The organism is Marinobacter metalliresistant (assembly GCF_038098645.1).
GTDB lineage: Bacteria > Pseudomonadota > Gammaproteobacteria > Pseudomonadales > Oleiphilaceae > Marinobacter > Marinobacter metalliresistant.
On the sequence record NZ_CP101118.1, the window covers coordinates 2,091,743 to 2,106,033 of the forward strand.

The 14,291-nt window shown below is 58.5% G+C and carries 14 protein-coding genes; 9 read left to right on the forward strand and 5 right to left on the reverse strand.

The features are described from left to right. Nucleotides 1-13: 13 nt before the first annotated feature. Together NLK58_RS09850 and NLK58_RS09855 are read right to left on the reverse strand one after the other, a co-directional pair. Nucleotides 14-1,258, reverse strand: coding sequence for a flagellar assembly protein T N-terminal domain-containing protein (locus NLK58_RS09850; protein WP_341582725.1), 1,245 nt, complete (start codon nucleotides 1,256-1,258; stop codon nucleotides 14-16). A gap of 9 nt (nucleotides 1,259-1,267) precedes the next feature. Continuing rightward, nucleotides 1,268-1,816 carry an LPP20 family lipoprotein gene (locus tag NLK58_RS09855; RefSeq protein WP_117618337.1) on the reverse strand — a complete coding sequence of 183 codons (549 nt, stop codon included), beginning with the start codon at nucleotides 1,814-1,816 and terminating at the stop codon, nucleotides 1,268-1,270. Between the two features lie 247 nt (nucleotides 1,817-2,063). On the opposite strand from NLK58_RS09855, the gene traF reads away from it, so the two are divergent. From traF to trmL, 5 genes are all read left to right on the forward strand, one after another. Continuing rightward, complete coding sequence (gene traF / locus NLK58_RS09860; protein ID WP_341582727.1) at nucleotides 2,064-3,368, forward strand: conjugal transfer protein TraF; 1,305 nt, start codon at nucleotides 2,064-2,066, stop codon at nucleotides 3,366-3,368. Nucleotides 3,369-3,494: 126 nt separating this feature from the next. Then, nucleotides 3,495-4,616: a multifunctional CCA tRNA nucleotidyl transferase/2'3'-cyclic phosphodiesterase/2'nucleotidase/phosphatase gene (locus NLK58_RS09865; protein ID WP_341582729.1), complete on the forward strand. Its 1,122-nt coding sequence runs from the start codon at nucleotides 3,495-3,497 to the stop codon at nucleotides 4,614-4,616. A gap of 9 nt (nucleotides 4,617-4,625) precedes the next feature. Further along, entirely contained in the window at nucleotides 4,626-5,372 is a 747-nt protein-coding gene (locus NLK58_RS09870) for a pteridine reductase (protein ID WP_117618340.1), read from the forward strand. Between the two features lie 129 nt (nucleotides 5,373-5,501). Further along, nucleotides 5,502-6,680: an acetyl-CoA C-acetyltransferase gene (locus NLK58_RS09875; RefSeq protein WP_117618341.1), complete on the forward strand. Its 1,179-nt coding sequence runs from the start codon at nucleotides 5,502-5,504 to the stop codon at nucleotides 6,678-6,680. A gap of 5 nt (nucleotides 6,681-6,685) precedes the next feature. Beyond that, entirely contained in the window at nucleotides 6,686-7,150 is a 465-nt protein-coding gene (gene trmL, locus NLK58_RS09880) for a tRNA (uridine(34)/cytosine(34)/5-carboxymethylaminomethyluridine(34)-2'-O)-methyltransferase TrmL (protein ID WP_117618342.1), read from the forward strand. Nucleotides 7,151-7,235: 85 nt separating this feature from the next. On the opposite strand, the gene secB is transcribed toward trmL, so the two are convergent. Next, nucleotides 7,236-7,739 (reverse strand): protein-export chaperone SecB, encoded by a 504-nt coding sequence (gene secB, locus NLK58_RS09885; RefSeq protein WP_117618343.1) that lies wholly within the window; start codon nucleotides 7,737-7,739, stop codon nucleotides 7,236-7,238. Nucleotides 7,740-7,883: 144 nt separating this feature from the next. After that, nucleotides 7,884-8,300 (reverse strand): rhodanese-like domain-containing protein, encoded by a 417-nt coding sequence (locus NLK58_RS09890; protein WP_117618344.1) that lies wholly within the window; start codon nucleotides 8,298-8,300, stop codon nucleotides 7,884-7,886. A gap of 147 nt (nucleotides 8,301-8,447) precedes the next feature. Here NLK58_RS09890 and gpmI point away from each other — a divergent pair, with 147 nt between their 5' ends. The 4 genes from gpmI (at nucleotide 8,448) to NLK58_RS09910 (ending at nucleotide 13,477) form a co-directional block, all read left to right on the forward strand. Continuing rightward, nucleotides 8,448-9,995, forward strand: a complete 1,548-nt coding sequence (gpmI, locus tag NLK58_RS09895; RefSeq protein ID WP_341582793.1) for a 2,3-bisphosphoglycerate-independent phosphoglycerate mutase — start codon at nucleotides 8,448-8,450, stop codon at nucleotides 9,993-9,995. Nucleotides 9,996-10,015: 20 nt separating this feature from the next. Beyond that, entirely contained in the window at nucleotides 10,016-11,149 is a 1,134-nt protein-coding gene (locus tag NLK58_RS09900; protein WP_341582730.1) for a peptidoglycan DD-metalloendopeptidase family protein, read from the forward strand. 97 nt (nucleotides 11,150-11,246) lie between these two features. Beyond that, nucleotides 11,247-12,656, forward strand: coding sequence for a S41 family peptidase (locus NLK58_RS09905; protein ID WP_341582731.1), 1,410 nt, complete (start codon nucleotides 11,247-11,249; stop codon nucleotides 12,654-12,656). A 38-nt stretch (nucleotides 12,657-12,694) separates the two neighbouring features. Next, complete coding sequence (locus tag NLK58_RS09910; protein WP_341582794.1) at nucleotides 12,695-13,477, forward strand: divergent polysaccharide deacetylase family protein; 783 nt, start codon at nucleotides 12,695-12,697, stop codon at nucleotides 13,475-13,477. A 38-nt stretch (nucleotides 13,478-13,515) separates the two neighbouring features. Here NLK58_RS09910 and hisF read toward each other — a convergent pair whose 3' ends face one another. Beyond that, nucleotides 13,516-14,289: an imidazole glycerol phosphate synthase subunit HisF gene (gene hisF, locus NLK58_RS09915; RefSeq protein WP_117618349.1), complete on the reverse strand. Its 774-nt coding sequence runs from the start codon at nucleotides 14,287-14,289 to the stop codon at nucleotides 13,516-13,518. Nucleotides 14,290-14,291 lie beyond the last annotated feature (2 nt).

The window sequence follows — 14,291 nt, forward strand, 5'->3', positions numbered from 1 at the left end:
ATGAGCTCAACGCCTACCACAGGATGGCAATATCATCCCTCTGTATATTCACCATGCCACCCAGCTGCGGCATGGTTCCGCGGCTGGACTGAGGCTGAACCCTGTCCAGGGTTACAGAAAGCCGGCTATCGTTCAGTTCCGGCGTGGCACCGGGTGAATCCAGGTAAGCGGTGCTCCGGTACAGCTTCAATTCGTCGCCAGGCCTGAGCCCTGCAGTTGCGCCGGATCCCAGCGTCACCAAATGCCCATCCACCCGGGCAATCCGGGTAATAAACGGCTGACAAGCCAGGGCCTCGGTAACCGCTGTCGCCATTTCTTCAATGACGCCATTTACAGACCGGCCATAGGCGGTTTTCCGGAACCCCTCCGAACCAAAGCCGACTGAGCTGCCGGGGCCTGCATCCCAATCTGCTGATGTCGCGAACCTCTGCTGATAGACAGGGGAACCGCTGAATCCGTCATAAACGACAAGATCCGCAGCAAACCGACGTTGCTGATCCACCGCACCAATGCCACGCTGCATTCTGTCCAGAACCGATGTGCCCCAGGCGGAGGGATCAGCCACACCCAGATCCCGGATAACGCCCGTTACCACAAACTGAACCTCCATTTCACGAGCCACCTGTAACACATTGGTCAGCTGGTTGTTGCCCTGCCAAACAGTGGGTGCGTTCAGAAGGTCGGTAAACACCCGTGATGTGGTGGCGCCAAAGACCTGAAAGCCACCCTGCTCCATCAACCGCTGTTGCAGCTGGTGCGGCAAGATTTCGCCGGCGTCATCAATACGCCCTACCCTGGCCTGGTCCGGATACAGGACCGGAAACCCCGTAACCGCCACTCGCTTCTTCAGCCGGCTCGACTCACCGGCACTGCATTGTCCTACCCGACTCTCACTGATATCACCCCGTACAACCACCCGCAGCAAATTGCCGCTCTGGTACTCGTCAATAATCCGTACATTTCGTGCCCGCGCACTGGAAGCCAGGCGTATCCGCGATTCGGTGATAACACCGTTTTCCATGGTGTCGTGGGTGCTCACCCGGGCTTCATACTGCAACGAGAGATCCCTGATCGCGGCCTTGCGGGCCTCGGCACGGGCGGTCTCAAGATCCCCGTTATAGATACTGGCGTGGCCCACACCTTCCAGAACCACGGCCTGCGCCCCGGTGGCAAACACCAGCGGCAGGGCCAGGGCGCACAGCACTATCAGTGACGACAAACGCAGTGATGACAAACGCAGTGATGACAAACGCTTCATAATTTTCGATCACTCAAGGTAATACAGGGAATCGACGCCCTTGCTCTGCACATCGCCAATACTGTCATTGTCCCGCGGCACGGGGATCGGGCACAGGTCCCGAACCTGATCCTCTGCAACCTTGGCAACACAGGCCCGGAACCGGGGTTCCAGCTTCAGCTCCATAACCGTTTCAAAAACCCCGTCGCTGTGCTCGTTGACTGCGACCAACTTCGCGCCGCGGAGATAGCTGTCGACATAGGTTCGGAACGTGTCATTGCGCAAAACGAAGTCATTGACGGTGGAGCTGCCGTAAACCACGGTGCCGTATACCCGCTCAACCAGGTTCCGGTAGGCATCCAGTTGCGAAGCCCGCCGGGCCATCAGACGCTTGCGGGTGTCCGAGCGCTCCGATCCGGCATCTTTATAGGTCCCCAGACCACTCACCCGAACAGTAATGGGCTCCAGCCTGGTATCCTCCCGGGACTGTTTGCCGCCATCACCCTGATAACTGCCAACCGGCGCACAGGCAGCAAGACTCGTTGCCAGCAGAGGGATCAGTATCCAGCGAAGGGTCATTGCTTGTCTCCAGAAAACGTCATTTCCGGTTTGCCATGAAAGAATTACGCCAGTTTTTCTAAGCCCCTGATATTTCGGTTAACAGACGCAAAGCGCACCGACCCGTCAACCCGATGCGGCAAAAACCTGCCTCTGTTTACACATCAAAAACAAACCGTTACCCCATGTGTCATGTGCTGGAAAACGTTCTGCATTAACCTTTCAGTTACGTAATATTTATTTTGCCTTTTACCCGACAGGATTCTTCATGACCGGACACCGTCTAACCAAGCTTTCTGCTGCCATTGGCCTCTCCGTTGCCACCACCTCGGCACTGGCCAGCCCCCAGTCTTTTATGTCTGCCCGCTCCTTTGCCATGGGCGGCACCGGTGTTGCTGTTGCAACGCCTTCAACGGCCCCGACTGACAACCCCGCGATGATGGCTGCGGATCACCACAGCTGGAATGATGACTTCGGATTGATGCTTCCATCAGTTAACGCCCGAGCCGCCGACGAGGAAGAAACGGTTGACCAGGTTGATGATATTCAGGATGTGATTGATGACCTTGAATCCCTGGTCTCTGGATTCGATCCGAACACGGACGATCCGCAAATCATTCAGGATGGTGCAGCCGACCTCCGAGACAGACTGACCGCCTTCGACAGCGACACCATGCGAGTAAACGCAGGGCTGGGGCTGGGTTTCGCGGTCCCCGGCAAGTCATTCGCCGTGGGTGTGTTTACCAATGCCAGCCTGACGGCGACTGTTCGTGGCGACGTTTCTGGCCAGGACACAAGCTTGCTCGATGATATTGCCAATGCCGCGAATGCACAGGATGTCGACACCGCGATTGACCAGCTTATCAACCCGGATGGCACCCTGGACCTGACCTCACGAGGCAGAATCCTGGCCTCCGCAGTCGGGGAAGTCGGAATCTCCTTCGCACGCCAGTTTGAACTCCCCAGTGGCAATAAGTTTCAACTGGGACTGTCCCCGAAATACGTGGAACTGAGAACATTCCAGTACACCGAGAGTGTCTCTGCTTTCGAGGACAACGACTTCGACGGTGATCAATACCAGACCGACAAAAGCGGCTTCAATATGGATATCGGCGCCGCCTATGCCTTCGGTGAAGAACAACAATGGAACGCCGGCATCGTGGTGAAAAACCTCATCCCCATGGAGCTGGATTCCGCAGCCAGCCGTCCGGCACTGGGCGAGGAAGTCCGGACCCTCGAACTTAACCCGATGGTCACCACCGGCATTGCCCATAAAGGCGAGTACCATGTCGTTACCGCGCAAATTGATCTGACCAGGAAGGAAGCCTTTGGTTTTGAGGACGATACCCAGTGGGTGGCGCTGGGCGCTGAATTCGATGCCTTCCGCTATGCCCAGCTGCGTGCCGGGGTTCGCCATAACCTGGCCAGCAACGAAGACAACGACGGCATCGAGGAAAAAACCCAGTTCACCGCCGGTCTCGGCCTGAACATCCTGGGCGCCCGCCTTGATATCGGCGCCCTGTACAGCGATGCGGATGTAGGTGCTGCGCTGGAGCTTGGCACCGCGTTCTGATCAAAAACTGAAATTGGGGTCAGATGAAAATTTCATCTGACCCCAATTTCACCGTTCCCGGATTTGCGAACCTGCCTCCCAGACCGGATAATCCACGCACACTTTCCGAAAGGAATCAGGCATTCCATGCAAGCCTATCTGGTTGGCGGTGCTGTTCGTGATGAATTACTCGGCCTTGAGGTCAAGGACCGGGACTGGGTCGTGGTTGGCGCAACGCCTGACGAAATGCTTGCCAAGGGCTTCAAACAGGTTGGTGCGGACTTTCCGGTATTCCTGCACCCGGGAACCCGGGAGGAATACGCGCTGGCCCGTACCGAGCGGAAGCAGGGACGTGGCTACCATGGTTTTACCGTATACAGCGCACCGGATGTCACCCTGGAACAGGACCTGAAGCGACGTGATCTGACCATCAACGCCATAGCGAAAACCGAAGGTGGCGATCTGGTGGACCCCTTCCAGGGCCAAGCCGATTTAGCAGACCGGAAGCTGCGCCATGTGTCGGAGGCGTTCGCCGAAGACCCGTTACGAATCCTGCGCACCGCCCGCTTCGCAGCCCGCTTCCGGCCCCTGGGATTTACTGTGTGCGACCAGACCATGGCCCTGATGCAGAACATGGTGGATGCCGGTGAAGTAAACCACCTTGTGCCGGAGCGGGTCTGGCAGGAGATACAGCGGGCTCTGCACGAACAGGCGCCAGAGGCGTTCTTTGAGGTTCTCCGTGACTGCGGGGCTCTTGGCGTGCTGATTCCGGAACTCGATCCGTCAGAGGTTTTCTCTCTGGCAATGGAGACACTTCGCTGCATCCATACTCAACCTGATACCAGTTCCGAAGAGCGCTTCGCCGCCCTGCTGTCGCCTCTGGATGAGCAAGCAGCCATTGCCCGGGCCAAGGTCCTGAAAGCTCCCAATGATTGTCAGAATCTGGCACGCCTGGCGACGGCGTTTATACCAAAGGTACAGGAAATGAACTCTCGGAATCCCGAGGGTGAATCATTGCTGGATCGGCTCGACCATGCGGACTTCTGGCGCCGACCGGGGCGTTTCGCACAACTGCTTAACGTACTGGAATGCGCCCTCCCGGATAGCCGGAACAGCCTGAAACTGCTTCGGACCGCCTCCGACGCCGCAACCGGCGTTGACCCCAAGACTCTTCTGACCCATGGTTATAAAGGCAAGGCACTCGGGGAGGCGATCCGTACCGAACGCCTGAAACGCATTGCCGATGCCGTCACCCCGCCCAGTCACTGAGGAGTTGAAATGCCCGCCACTGCTCCCGTTGCACTGATCACCGGCGCTGCCCATCGCCTTGGCGCGCAAACGGCGAAGACACTTCATCAAAGGGGCTGGAATCTGGTGGTTCACTACCGGAGCAGGGAACAGCAGGCCCGGGAGCTGGTTGAAGACCTGAACCGGGAGCGCCCGGATTCCGCTTATGCGGTTCAGGCTGATCTCGGCCTGACTGGCGATGTGAACCGGTTGGCGAGCGAGGCCATTACCCCGTGGGACCGACTCGACGCACTGGTAAACAATGCCTCGGCGTTCTACCCCAACCCGACAGAAGTAGCCACCGAGGACGACTGGAACACCGTCCTGCACACCAATCTCCGGGCTCCATTCTTTCTGCTTCAGGCCTGCCTTCCGGCGCTGCGGGAAAACGGAGGCAGTGTGGTCAACATGATCGACATATACAGCGAAAGGCCTCTTGCCGATCACCCGCTTTACTGTGCCAGCAAGGCAGGCCTCGCTGCACTGACCCGTTCATGGGCCAAAGACCTGGCACCCGATGTGCGGGTGAACGGCGTTTCGCCGGGAGCCATTCTCTGGCCGGAGGGGGGAGCCGCGATGGATGAAAAGCACCAGCAGGCCATTCTCGAGAAAACGCCGCTGGCGCGCACCGGCAACCCGGATGATATCGCCGGGACCATCGCTTTCCTGATCTGCGACGCGCCGTTCATTACCGGGCAAATTTTAGCCGTCGATGGCGGCCGCAGCCTGAATATGTAGAGTGCCACCCGGCGTTCCCCGCCCGCTAACTTTGGCCAACCGCCGCTTTCCGGATACAATACTTGCAGTTTTCAATCCTGCACGCGCTGGGGCTCAGGCCCACGCGCGCCATTGACCCGGAGAATTCCCATGCGTGATGTCGTTATTGTTGCTGCCCGCCGTACTGCTATCGGAGCCTTTGGCGGAGGTCTCTCCAGCCTGCGCGCAGACCAGCTGGGGACCGCCGTCATCAAGGCGCTCCTGGAGGAAACCGGTGTCGCCGGCGACCAGATCAACGAAGTGGTTCTTGGCCAGGTCCTTACTGCCGGCTGCGGCCAGAACCCGGCCCGCCAGTCCGCCATCAACGCCGGCATTCCGGCATCGGTGCCCGCCATGACCATCAACAAGGTGTGCGGCTCTGGCCTCAAAGCGGTCCATATGGCGGCACAGGCCATTCGCTGTGGCGATGCCGAGATGATGATCGCCGGCGGTCAGGAAAGCATGAGCCAGGCGCCCCACGTCTTGCCCAACAGCCGCAATGGGCAGCGCATGGGCAACTGGTCCATGGTGGATACCATGATCAACGATGGCCTCTGGGACGCGTTCAACGACTACCACATGGGCATTACCGCCGAGAACGTCGCAGAGAAATACGGTATCAGCCGTGAAGAGCAGGACGAATTTGCCGCCGCTTCCCAGCAGAAAGCCGCTGCCGCTCGCGAAGCCGGCTACTTCGATGGCCAGATTGTTCCGGTCTCCATTCCCCAGCGCAAAGGCGATCCGATCGTGGTTGACCGGGACGAAGGCCCCCGTGACGGCGTGACTGCCGAGGGACTGGGCAAACTTCGTGCGGCTTTCAAAAAAGACGGCACTGTCACCGCTGGAAACGCCTCGTCACTGAACGACGGAGCGGCTGCGGTGATGGTGTGCAGCGCGGAAAAAGCCAAAGAACTGGGGCTGACGCCGCTGGCCACCATAAAGGCTCACGCCAACGCAGGGGTAGATCCCACCATCATGGGAACCGGCCCGATTCCGGCCAGCCAGCGCTGCCTGAAGCTGGCCGGCTGGAGCGTTGACGATCTGGACCTGGTGGAAGCCAACGAAGCCTTCGCGGCCCAGGCCATCTCCGTGAACCGGGATCTGGGCTGGGATACCAGCAAGGTGAACGTCAACGGCGGCGCCATCGCCCTGGGCCACCCGATCGGCGCCTCCGGTTGCCGCATCCTGGTCTCGCTGCTTCATGAGATGGTGCGCCGGGATGCCCACAAGGGACTGGCCACCCTGTGCATCGGCGGCGGCATGGGCGTTGCCCTGGCTGTCGAGCGCTAAGCTTCATGCTCCACGTGGTGCTGTACGAACCGGAGATACCGCCGAATACCGGCAATATCATCCGGCTGTGCGCCAACACCGGCTGCCAGCTTCATCTGATCGAACCCCTGGGCTTTAGCCTGGAAGACAAACAGATGCGGCGGGCGGGGCTGGATTACAGTGAGTACGCCCGGGTTAAGGTCCACAAGGACTACCCGAGCTTTCTGGACAGCGAGCAGCCGGAACGCCTGTTCGGGCTGACCACCAAAGGCAGCCACCCCTACCATGAAGTGAGTTATCAGGGCGGCGACTATCTGATGTTCGGCCCGGAAACCCGGGGCCTGCCGGCCGGTATCCGTGAAGGCCTGCCGCCAGAACATCGCCTCAGGGTTCCCATGCGCCCTGAGAGCCGCAGCCTGAACCTCTCCAACACCGCCGCGCTGGTGGTTTACGAAGCCTGGCGGCAACTGGGATTCAACGGAGCAGTGTGAAGTTGGGGTCAGATGAAAAAGGGGTCAGATGAACTTTTCATCTGACCCCTTTTTCATCTGACCCCGTATTCGGAAAGTGCCAGCCTCAGTGAGTCTGCTGCTCTTCCTTCGCCTCACCCGCCGCTTCTTCCTGCTTGCGTTTCAGAGCCTGGGCGTAGATGGCATCAAAATTCACCGGCGCCAGCATCAGGGCCGGGAAGCTGCCCTTATTCACGATGCCGTCAATGGCTTCGCGGGCATAGGGGAACAAGATAGTCGGGCAGTAGGCACCGAGCATCTGACCCAGTTGCTGGCCTTCAATACCCTGAACCAGGAACACGCCACCCTGCTGGATCTCGACGATGTAGGCAACCTTCTCACCCACTTTGGCCGTCACGGTCAGCGAAAGCACAACTTCGTACTGGTTGTCGCTCACCTTGTTGTGGGACGTATTGAGGTCCAGGTTAACCTGTGGCTTCCACTGCTCCTGAAACACCACCGGAGAATTGGGTGATTCAAAAGACAGGTCCTTCACGTAAATACGCTGAAGGGCAAACTGGGGTTGGTTCTGGTTGTCACTGCCTGCTGCGGCTTGCTGATTCTCAGCCATGTTCAGTCCTTTCGTTCTCGGTCATGGGCCCGGGGCCCGTTGTTATGGAGTGTTGTGGAGTTTGCTGCCGGAACAGTTTACGTCGAGGCTACGCCGGCTTATGTGAAACAGTGCGGCAGATTGATCTTCAGATCAAGAGTGGCCTTATTTCTTCACCAGCGGAAGATTGCTGGCCTTCCAGTCAGAAACGCCACCGTTGAGACGCACAACATTGCTGAAGCCTTCGGCGTTCAGCTGCTTGACCGCCATCGCTGAATGCTGGCCCATCTTGTCAGCAACAATAATCTGCTTGTCTTTGAACTTGTTCAGCTCGGCAACCCGGCTCTTGAGGCTGTTCAGCGGAATATTGATGGAACCGGTAATGCGCCCTTCACCGAATTCCTTCCGGTCCCGGATGTCCACCACGATGGCCTCATCCTTGTTGATGAGGTTAACTGCGCCCTGGGCCGAGATCTTGGCACCGCCACGACGGGACTCCAGAATAAGAATCGCGACCAGAAATGCCACAAACAGCGACACAAGAATGTAGTGATTAACGACAAATTCAAACAACCGGCCCATGAATTTACCCCGATGATGAGTTTGGCGGGATTATACACAGCCTGCTCCCCGGACAGAAGGTGACGAAACTGGCCTGTAAATGCGAGAATAGACAAACTGAATTTTTAGTTTAGTAAATTTACTAACATTTTACTTCCGGACTGAATGATGACTGCAATGCGCAAGCCGACTGCCCTGATTATCCTGGACGGCTGGGGCCACCGCGACCCGGCTGAAGACAATGCCATCAGCACCGCCAATACCCCGTTCTGGGACAAGCTCTGGCAGAATCAGCCAAAGACCCTGCTCAACACGTCGGGCATGTTTGTTGGTTTGCCTCAGGGGCAAATGGGTAATTCGGAAGTCGGCCACATGAACCTCGGCGCAGGGCGCGTGGTCTATCAGAGCCTGACCCGGATCGACAAGGATCTGGAAGAAGGCACCTTCCAGAGCAACGAAGTGCTTTGCTCGGCCATCGATAAAGCCGTTCAGAGTGGTCGCGCTGTTCACCTGATGGGGCTGATGTCTCCGGGCGGCGTGCATAGCCATGAAGACCATATTCTGGCCGCTGCCGAACTGGCTGCCGCTCGTGGTGCAAAGGAAGTTTACATACATGCCTTCCTGGACGGCCGGGACATGCCGCCTCGCAGTGCCAAGCCCTCTCTGGAGAAAGCAGCAGCCAGATTGAAGAGCCTGGGTGTAGGCCGTGTCGCCTCCATCGTTGGCCGTTATTACGCCATGGACCGCGACAACCGCTGGGATCGTGTTGAAGCCGCGTACAACCTGATGACCCAGGGCGCCGCCGAGTTCACGGCAGTCGACCCGGTTTCCGGCCTGGAACAGGCCTACGAGCGCGGCGAGAATGACGAATTCGTGATGCCCACTCGTATTCACGCACCGGGGGAGCCAGAAGGCACCATTAACGACGGCGACACGGTTCTGTTCATGAACTTCCGGGCCGACCGTGCCCGGGAAATGACCCGCACTTTTGTGGAGACGGACTTCAACGGTTTTAAGCGCCGCAAACACCCCGAACTGGCGGATTTCGTGACGCTGACCGAGTACGCGGCGGACATCAAGGCATCCTGCGCCTACCCCCCGGAGCAGTTAACCAACGGTCTCGGCGAATATGTGGCAAATCAGGGCAAGACCCAGCTCCGCATTGCTGAAACGGAGAAATACGCCCATGTCACGTTCTTTTTTAACGGCGGCCTGGAAACACCGTTCGAGGGTGAAGACCGGATTCTGGTCCCCTCCCCGAAAGTCGCCACCTACGACCTGCAACCGGAAATGAGCGCGCCGGAAGTAACAGACAAACTCGTAGAAGCCATCAAGAGCGGCAAATACGACCTGGTTGTCTGCAACTACGCCAACGGCGACATGGTTGGCCACACCGGCAAGCTGGCTGCCGCCATCAAGGCCGCCGAGTGTCTCGACGAGTGTGTAAAGCGAGTGGTTGAAGCGCTGAATGAAGTGGGCGGCGAAGCCCTGATTACGGCGGACCATGGTAACTGCGAGCAAATGACTGACCCCAATTCAGGGCAGGTTCATACCGCGCACACCATTGGCCCGGTTCCGTTGGTCTACACCGGCCACCGCAAGGTGACGCTGAAAAACGACGGCAGCCTGAGCGACGTGGCGCCCTCGCTGCTGACCCTGATGGGACTGGACCAGCCGAAAGAAATGACCGGGCACAGCCTGGTTCAGATCGGTTGATCCCGGCGCGGACCCACCCCTTGCGACTGCCTGCAATGCTGGCGCTAACCCTTGTTCTGGGTGCGGCGCCGGCGATCTCCCAGCAAGAGGTCACACCGGCCCAGATCGAGAAACTCAAGGAACGTATTGAGGAGATAGATGACTGGCTGGCGGATGCCGAAGAAGACCGATCCTCCCTGGAGCAGCAGCTCGCTTCGACTGAACGCACCATCAGCCGCCTGACCCGGGAACGCCGCTCCCTGCGCCAGCAGGTGGAACAGCAGCAACAGCGACTCAAGGAACTGCAGAAAGAAGAGCAGGAACTCACCCGCACGCTGGACCGGCAACGGGAGAGCCTGAAGAAACAGATCCGGGCTGCCTGGATGGAGGGCGACGCGCCGGCGGTAAAGGTTCTGCTGAATGAGATCGATCCGGACAGGATCGCCCGGACCATGACTTACTACGAGTATCTGAGCAAGGATACGGTCACCCGCCTTGAGGTGTTCAGGGAAAGCCTACAGGAACTCAAAAACACCCGCGCCGCAGCGCAGGCGACACGGGTGAAACTGGCCCGAACGGAAGATGATGTGGCCAGGCGCCAGCAGGAATTGGCGGCATCCAGAAAGCAACGGCAGCAAACCCTCGCATCGCTCAACGCCGACATCAAGAACCGGCTCGGCGAACGGGAAGAACTGGCATCCGACCGCAAACGGCTGGAAAAACTGCTTGAGGAAGTTCAGCAGGCGATCAATAACATTCCTTCGCCCAACGAATTCCGGCCCTTCGCTTCACTACGGGACAAGCTGCCCTGGCCTGCACAGGGCAAGGTTCTCAGCGGCTACGGAGACAGGTACGCCGATGGCAGATTGCGACGCACCGGCCTTCTCATCGGCACCGAAGAAGAAGCGGAGATACGGGCAATTCATTATGGCCGGGTGGTTTTTGCCAACTGGCTTCGGGGCTTTGGCCTGATCACCATTATTGATCACGGCGACGGCTACATGACACTCTATGGCCACAGCAGCAGCCTGTTTACCAGCCCCGGAGACTGGGTGGCAGCCGGAGAACCCATCGCCCTGGCCGGGCGTACCGGCGGCACGGATTCTCCAGCCCTGTATTTTGAGGTTCGGCACAATGGCAAACCTGACAATCCGGGCCGGTGGCTGGCAAACTGACAGGCTGCGGGAGGGCTGACAAACGTCCCGGGTAACGCCATACTGTCGGGTGTCAGGGAAACCAGTCCAACTATCGGAATAAAAACGGGATATGTGAATGAAACGGGTCAGAAGTACACTCCATGCCTTTCCATTACGCAGCATTGCACTCGCTACCTGTTTCGCCACCGCATCCGGTCTGGCCTGGGCCCAGGAGAAAAACTCCGCTACCGAACAACTGCTCGAAGGCATCCGGGACGGCGAACGGGTTGAAATCCGCCTCCCTGACCCGGAAAAGCAGCTGCCTCTGGAAGATCTCCGAAAATTTACCGAGGTGTTCAGTCGGATAAAAGACGCCTATGTAGAGGAAGTGGATGATCGACAGCTGCTTGAAAGCGCCATCAAGGGCATGCTGTCAGACCTGGACCCCCACTCCACCTATCTTGCCCCCAAGGATTATGAGGATCTGGAAGAAAGCACCTCCGGAGAATTTGGCGGGCTCGGCATTGAAGTGGGCATGGAGAATGGCTTCGTAAAGGTAATCGCACCGATTGATGACACTCCCGCACAAAAGGCCGGGGTTCAGGCCGGAGACCTGATTATCAAGCTCGATGAGAAGCCGGTGAAAGGCATGGGCCTCGAAGAAGCAGTCCAAATGATGCGAGGCAAACCCGGCACCATCCTCACGTTGACCATCATGCGTGAGGGCGAGACGGGGCCCATTGAGATCAAAGTCGAGCGTGACATCATCAAGGTCACCAGCGTGAAGTCCCGGATGCTGGAAAACGGCTACGGCTATGTGCGGATTACCCAGTTCCAGGCGGATACCGGCTCGCAGTTCAGGGATGCCCTCGGCAAACTCGAGGACGAACTGGGCCGCGATCTCGATGGCCTGATCATTGATCTGCGTAACAATCCGGGTGGTGTTCTTCAGGCGGCCGTGGAATCCGCGGACGTGCTCCTTGATGAGGGGCTGATTGTTTATACCGAGGGCCGCATCCAGAGTTCGCGCCTTCGCTTCAGCGCCGGAGCCGGCGACGTCATGGAAGGCACTCCGATTGTGGTACTGATTAACGGAGGCTCTGCTTCTGCCTCCGAAATCCTGGCCGGAGCCCTGCAGGACCATGAACGCGCTGTGATCATGGGCACCCAGTCCTTCGGCAAGGGCAGCGTTCAGACGGTCATTCCCCTGGATGAAACCCACGCCATCAAGATGACCACTGCACGCTACTACACACCGAATGGCCGCTCCATCCAGGCAACCGGCATCAAACCGGATATTGAAGTGCGCCCGGCAGAGCTGAAGGAACTGGACAGCAAACCCTTCTTCACCGAGGCAGACCTGAGCGGACACCTGGAAGGCCAGGACGAGAACAGGAAGCAACAGGACAATAAAACCCTGGCGGAGGACGAAACCGCCTCCCTGGCAGACAGGGACTACCAACTGCGCTCGGCTCTTAATCTGCTCAAGGGCATCCGGATTCTGAATCCGCAAGGCAAAGGCAAGGCAGAAGGAAGCAGTCAGTGAAATTGGCAGGCTCCCTGCTGGCATTTGCCCTCTCGGTTGTGCCCACCCTGGTAGCAGCCGAGCCAGCAAAACAGGCGCTGCCTCCGACCATTGCCATCATTATTGATGACATGGGACACAGCCTTCACGAGGGCAAGCGCCTGGCCAACCTGGATCAACCGCTGACCCTCGCCTTCCTGCCCTACCGCAGGCATACCGATACCCTTGCCCGGTTTGCCTACCGGAAAAACAAGGAAATCATGCTGCACGCCCCGATGGCCAACACACGAAACTTCGGCCTTGGCCCTGGCGGGCTGACGCCCGATATGGACGAGCTGAGCATGGCAATGACGCTCCGGCGCGCGCTCCGCTCCATTCCTCACGTACAGGGTGTGAATAATCACATGGGTAGCCTGCTAACCCAGCAGCTCCAGCCCATGGACTGGGTAATGAAGGAGCTCTTTCGCTACCCGGTCTATTTTGTAGACAGCCGCACCATTGCTGCATCAGTCGCCGGTGATGTGGCTGCCGCTTACAGGATTCCCACCCTGAACCGGGATGTCTTTCTCGACCACGAACAAACCGAGGAGTTTGTCGACCGCCAGTTCAAGCTGCTGATCCAGCGTGCGCGGGAGAACGGCAGCGCCATCGGCATCGGCCATCCACACAAAGTCACCGTGGACTATCTGGAAAAGCACCTTCCGGAACTGGACGCCCAGGGCATTGCCATCGCTACCGTGAGTGGCCTCTGGGCCATGCGCAACAGCAACCAGAAGATGTTTGCAGAGGGTGAGAAGCAGGCCATTCGACCTGCTTTTGCACGTAAAAAAGGGGTCAGATGAAAGCTTTCATCTGACCCCTTATTCGCCGGCTTTCATGTTCAATCGCGGACTTCTATCCCCAGAGCCTTCATAAAAGCTTTGGCCTCGGGAATGGTGTGCTGGCCAAAGTGAAAAATGGAAGCCGCCAGAACCGCATCGGCACCACCCTGGGTCACGCCATCGGCCAGGTGCCGCAGCTCCCCGACACCGCCGGAGGCGATCACCGGCACAATGACAGCATCTGAAATTGCCTTGGTCAGGCCCAGATCGAAACCGATCTTGGTGCCGTCCCGGTCCATACTGGTCAGCAGCAATTCCCCGGCGCCCATTTCGACCATCTGGCGGGCCCACTCTATGGCGTCCAGGCCGGTTGGCTTGCGGCCACCGTGGGTGAAGATTTCCCAGCGAGGCTCCCCGCCTTCCTCACTGACCCGCTTGGCATCAATGGCCACTACGATGCACTGGCTGCCAAAACGCTCCGCTGCTTCACGCACAAATTCCGGGTTGAAGACCGCCGCGGTGTTGATCGAGACCTTGTCGGCGCCGGCATTCAGCAACTTGCGAATATCGTCCACAGTACGCACACCGCCACCCACGGTGAGCGGAATAAACACTTCCGCCGCCATCCGTTCGACAGTTTCGTAGGTGGTATCACGGCTTTCATGGCTGGCCGTTATATCGAGAAAGGTAATTTCGTCGGCACCCTGCTCGTTGTAGCGGCGGGCCACTTCCACCGGATCGCCGGCGTCGCGGATATCCACGAAGTTAACACCTTTTACAACGCGGCCTTTGTCGACGTCCAGACAGGGAATAATACGTTTCGCCAGAGCCATAT

Coding starts and splice junctions, on each gene's coding strand:
- NLK58_RS09850 (WP_341582725.1), bottom strand. CDS start 1,258: ATGAAGCGTTTGTCATCACTGCGTTTGTCATCACTGCGTTTGTCGTCA.
- NLK58_RS09875 (WP_117618341.1), top strand. CDS start 5,502: ATGCGTGATGTCGTTATTGTTGCTGCCCGCCGTACTGCTATCGGAGCC.
- hisF (WP_117618349.1), bottom strand. CDS start 14,289: ATGGCTCTGGCGAAACGTATTATTCCCTGTCTGGACGTCGACAAAGGC.
- trmL (WP_117618342.1), top strand. CDS start 6,686: ATGCTCCACGTGGTGCTGTACGAACCGGAGATACCGCCGAATACCGGC.
- NLK58_RS09890 (WP_117618344.1), bottom strand. CDS start 8,300: ATGGGCCGGTTGTTTGAATTTGTCGTTAATCACTACATTCTTGTGTCG.
- NLK58_RS09865 (WP_341582729.1), top strand. CDS start 3,495: ATGCAAGCCTATCTGGTTGGCGGTGCTGTTCGTGATGAATTACTCGGC.
- NLK58_RS09905 (WP_341582731.1), top strand. CDS start 11,247: ATGAAACGGGTCAGAAGTACACTCCATGCCTTTCCATTACGCAGCATT.
- NLK58_RS09870 (WP_117618340.1), top strand. CDS start 4,626: ATGCCCGCCACTGCTCCCGTTGCACTGATCACCGGCGCTGCCCATCGC.
- NLK58_RS09855 (WP_117618337.1), bottom strand. CDS start 1,816: ATGACCCTTCGCTGGATACTGATCCCTCTGCTGGCAACGAGTCTTGCT.
- gpmI (WP_341582793.1), top strand. CDS start 8,448: ATGACTGCAATGCGCAAGCCGACTGCCCTGATTATCCTGGACGGCTGG.
- secB (WP_117618343.1), bottom strand. CDS start 7,739: ATGGCTGAGAATCAGCAAGCCGCAGCAGGCAGTGACAACCAGAACCAA.
- traF (WP_341582727.1), top strand. CDS start 2,064: ATGACCGGACACCGTCTAACCAAGCTTTCTGCTGCCATTGGCCTCTCC.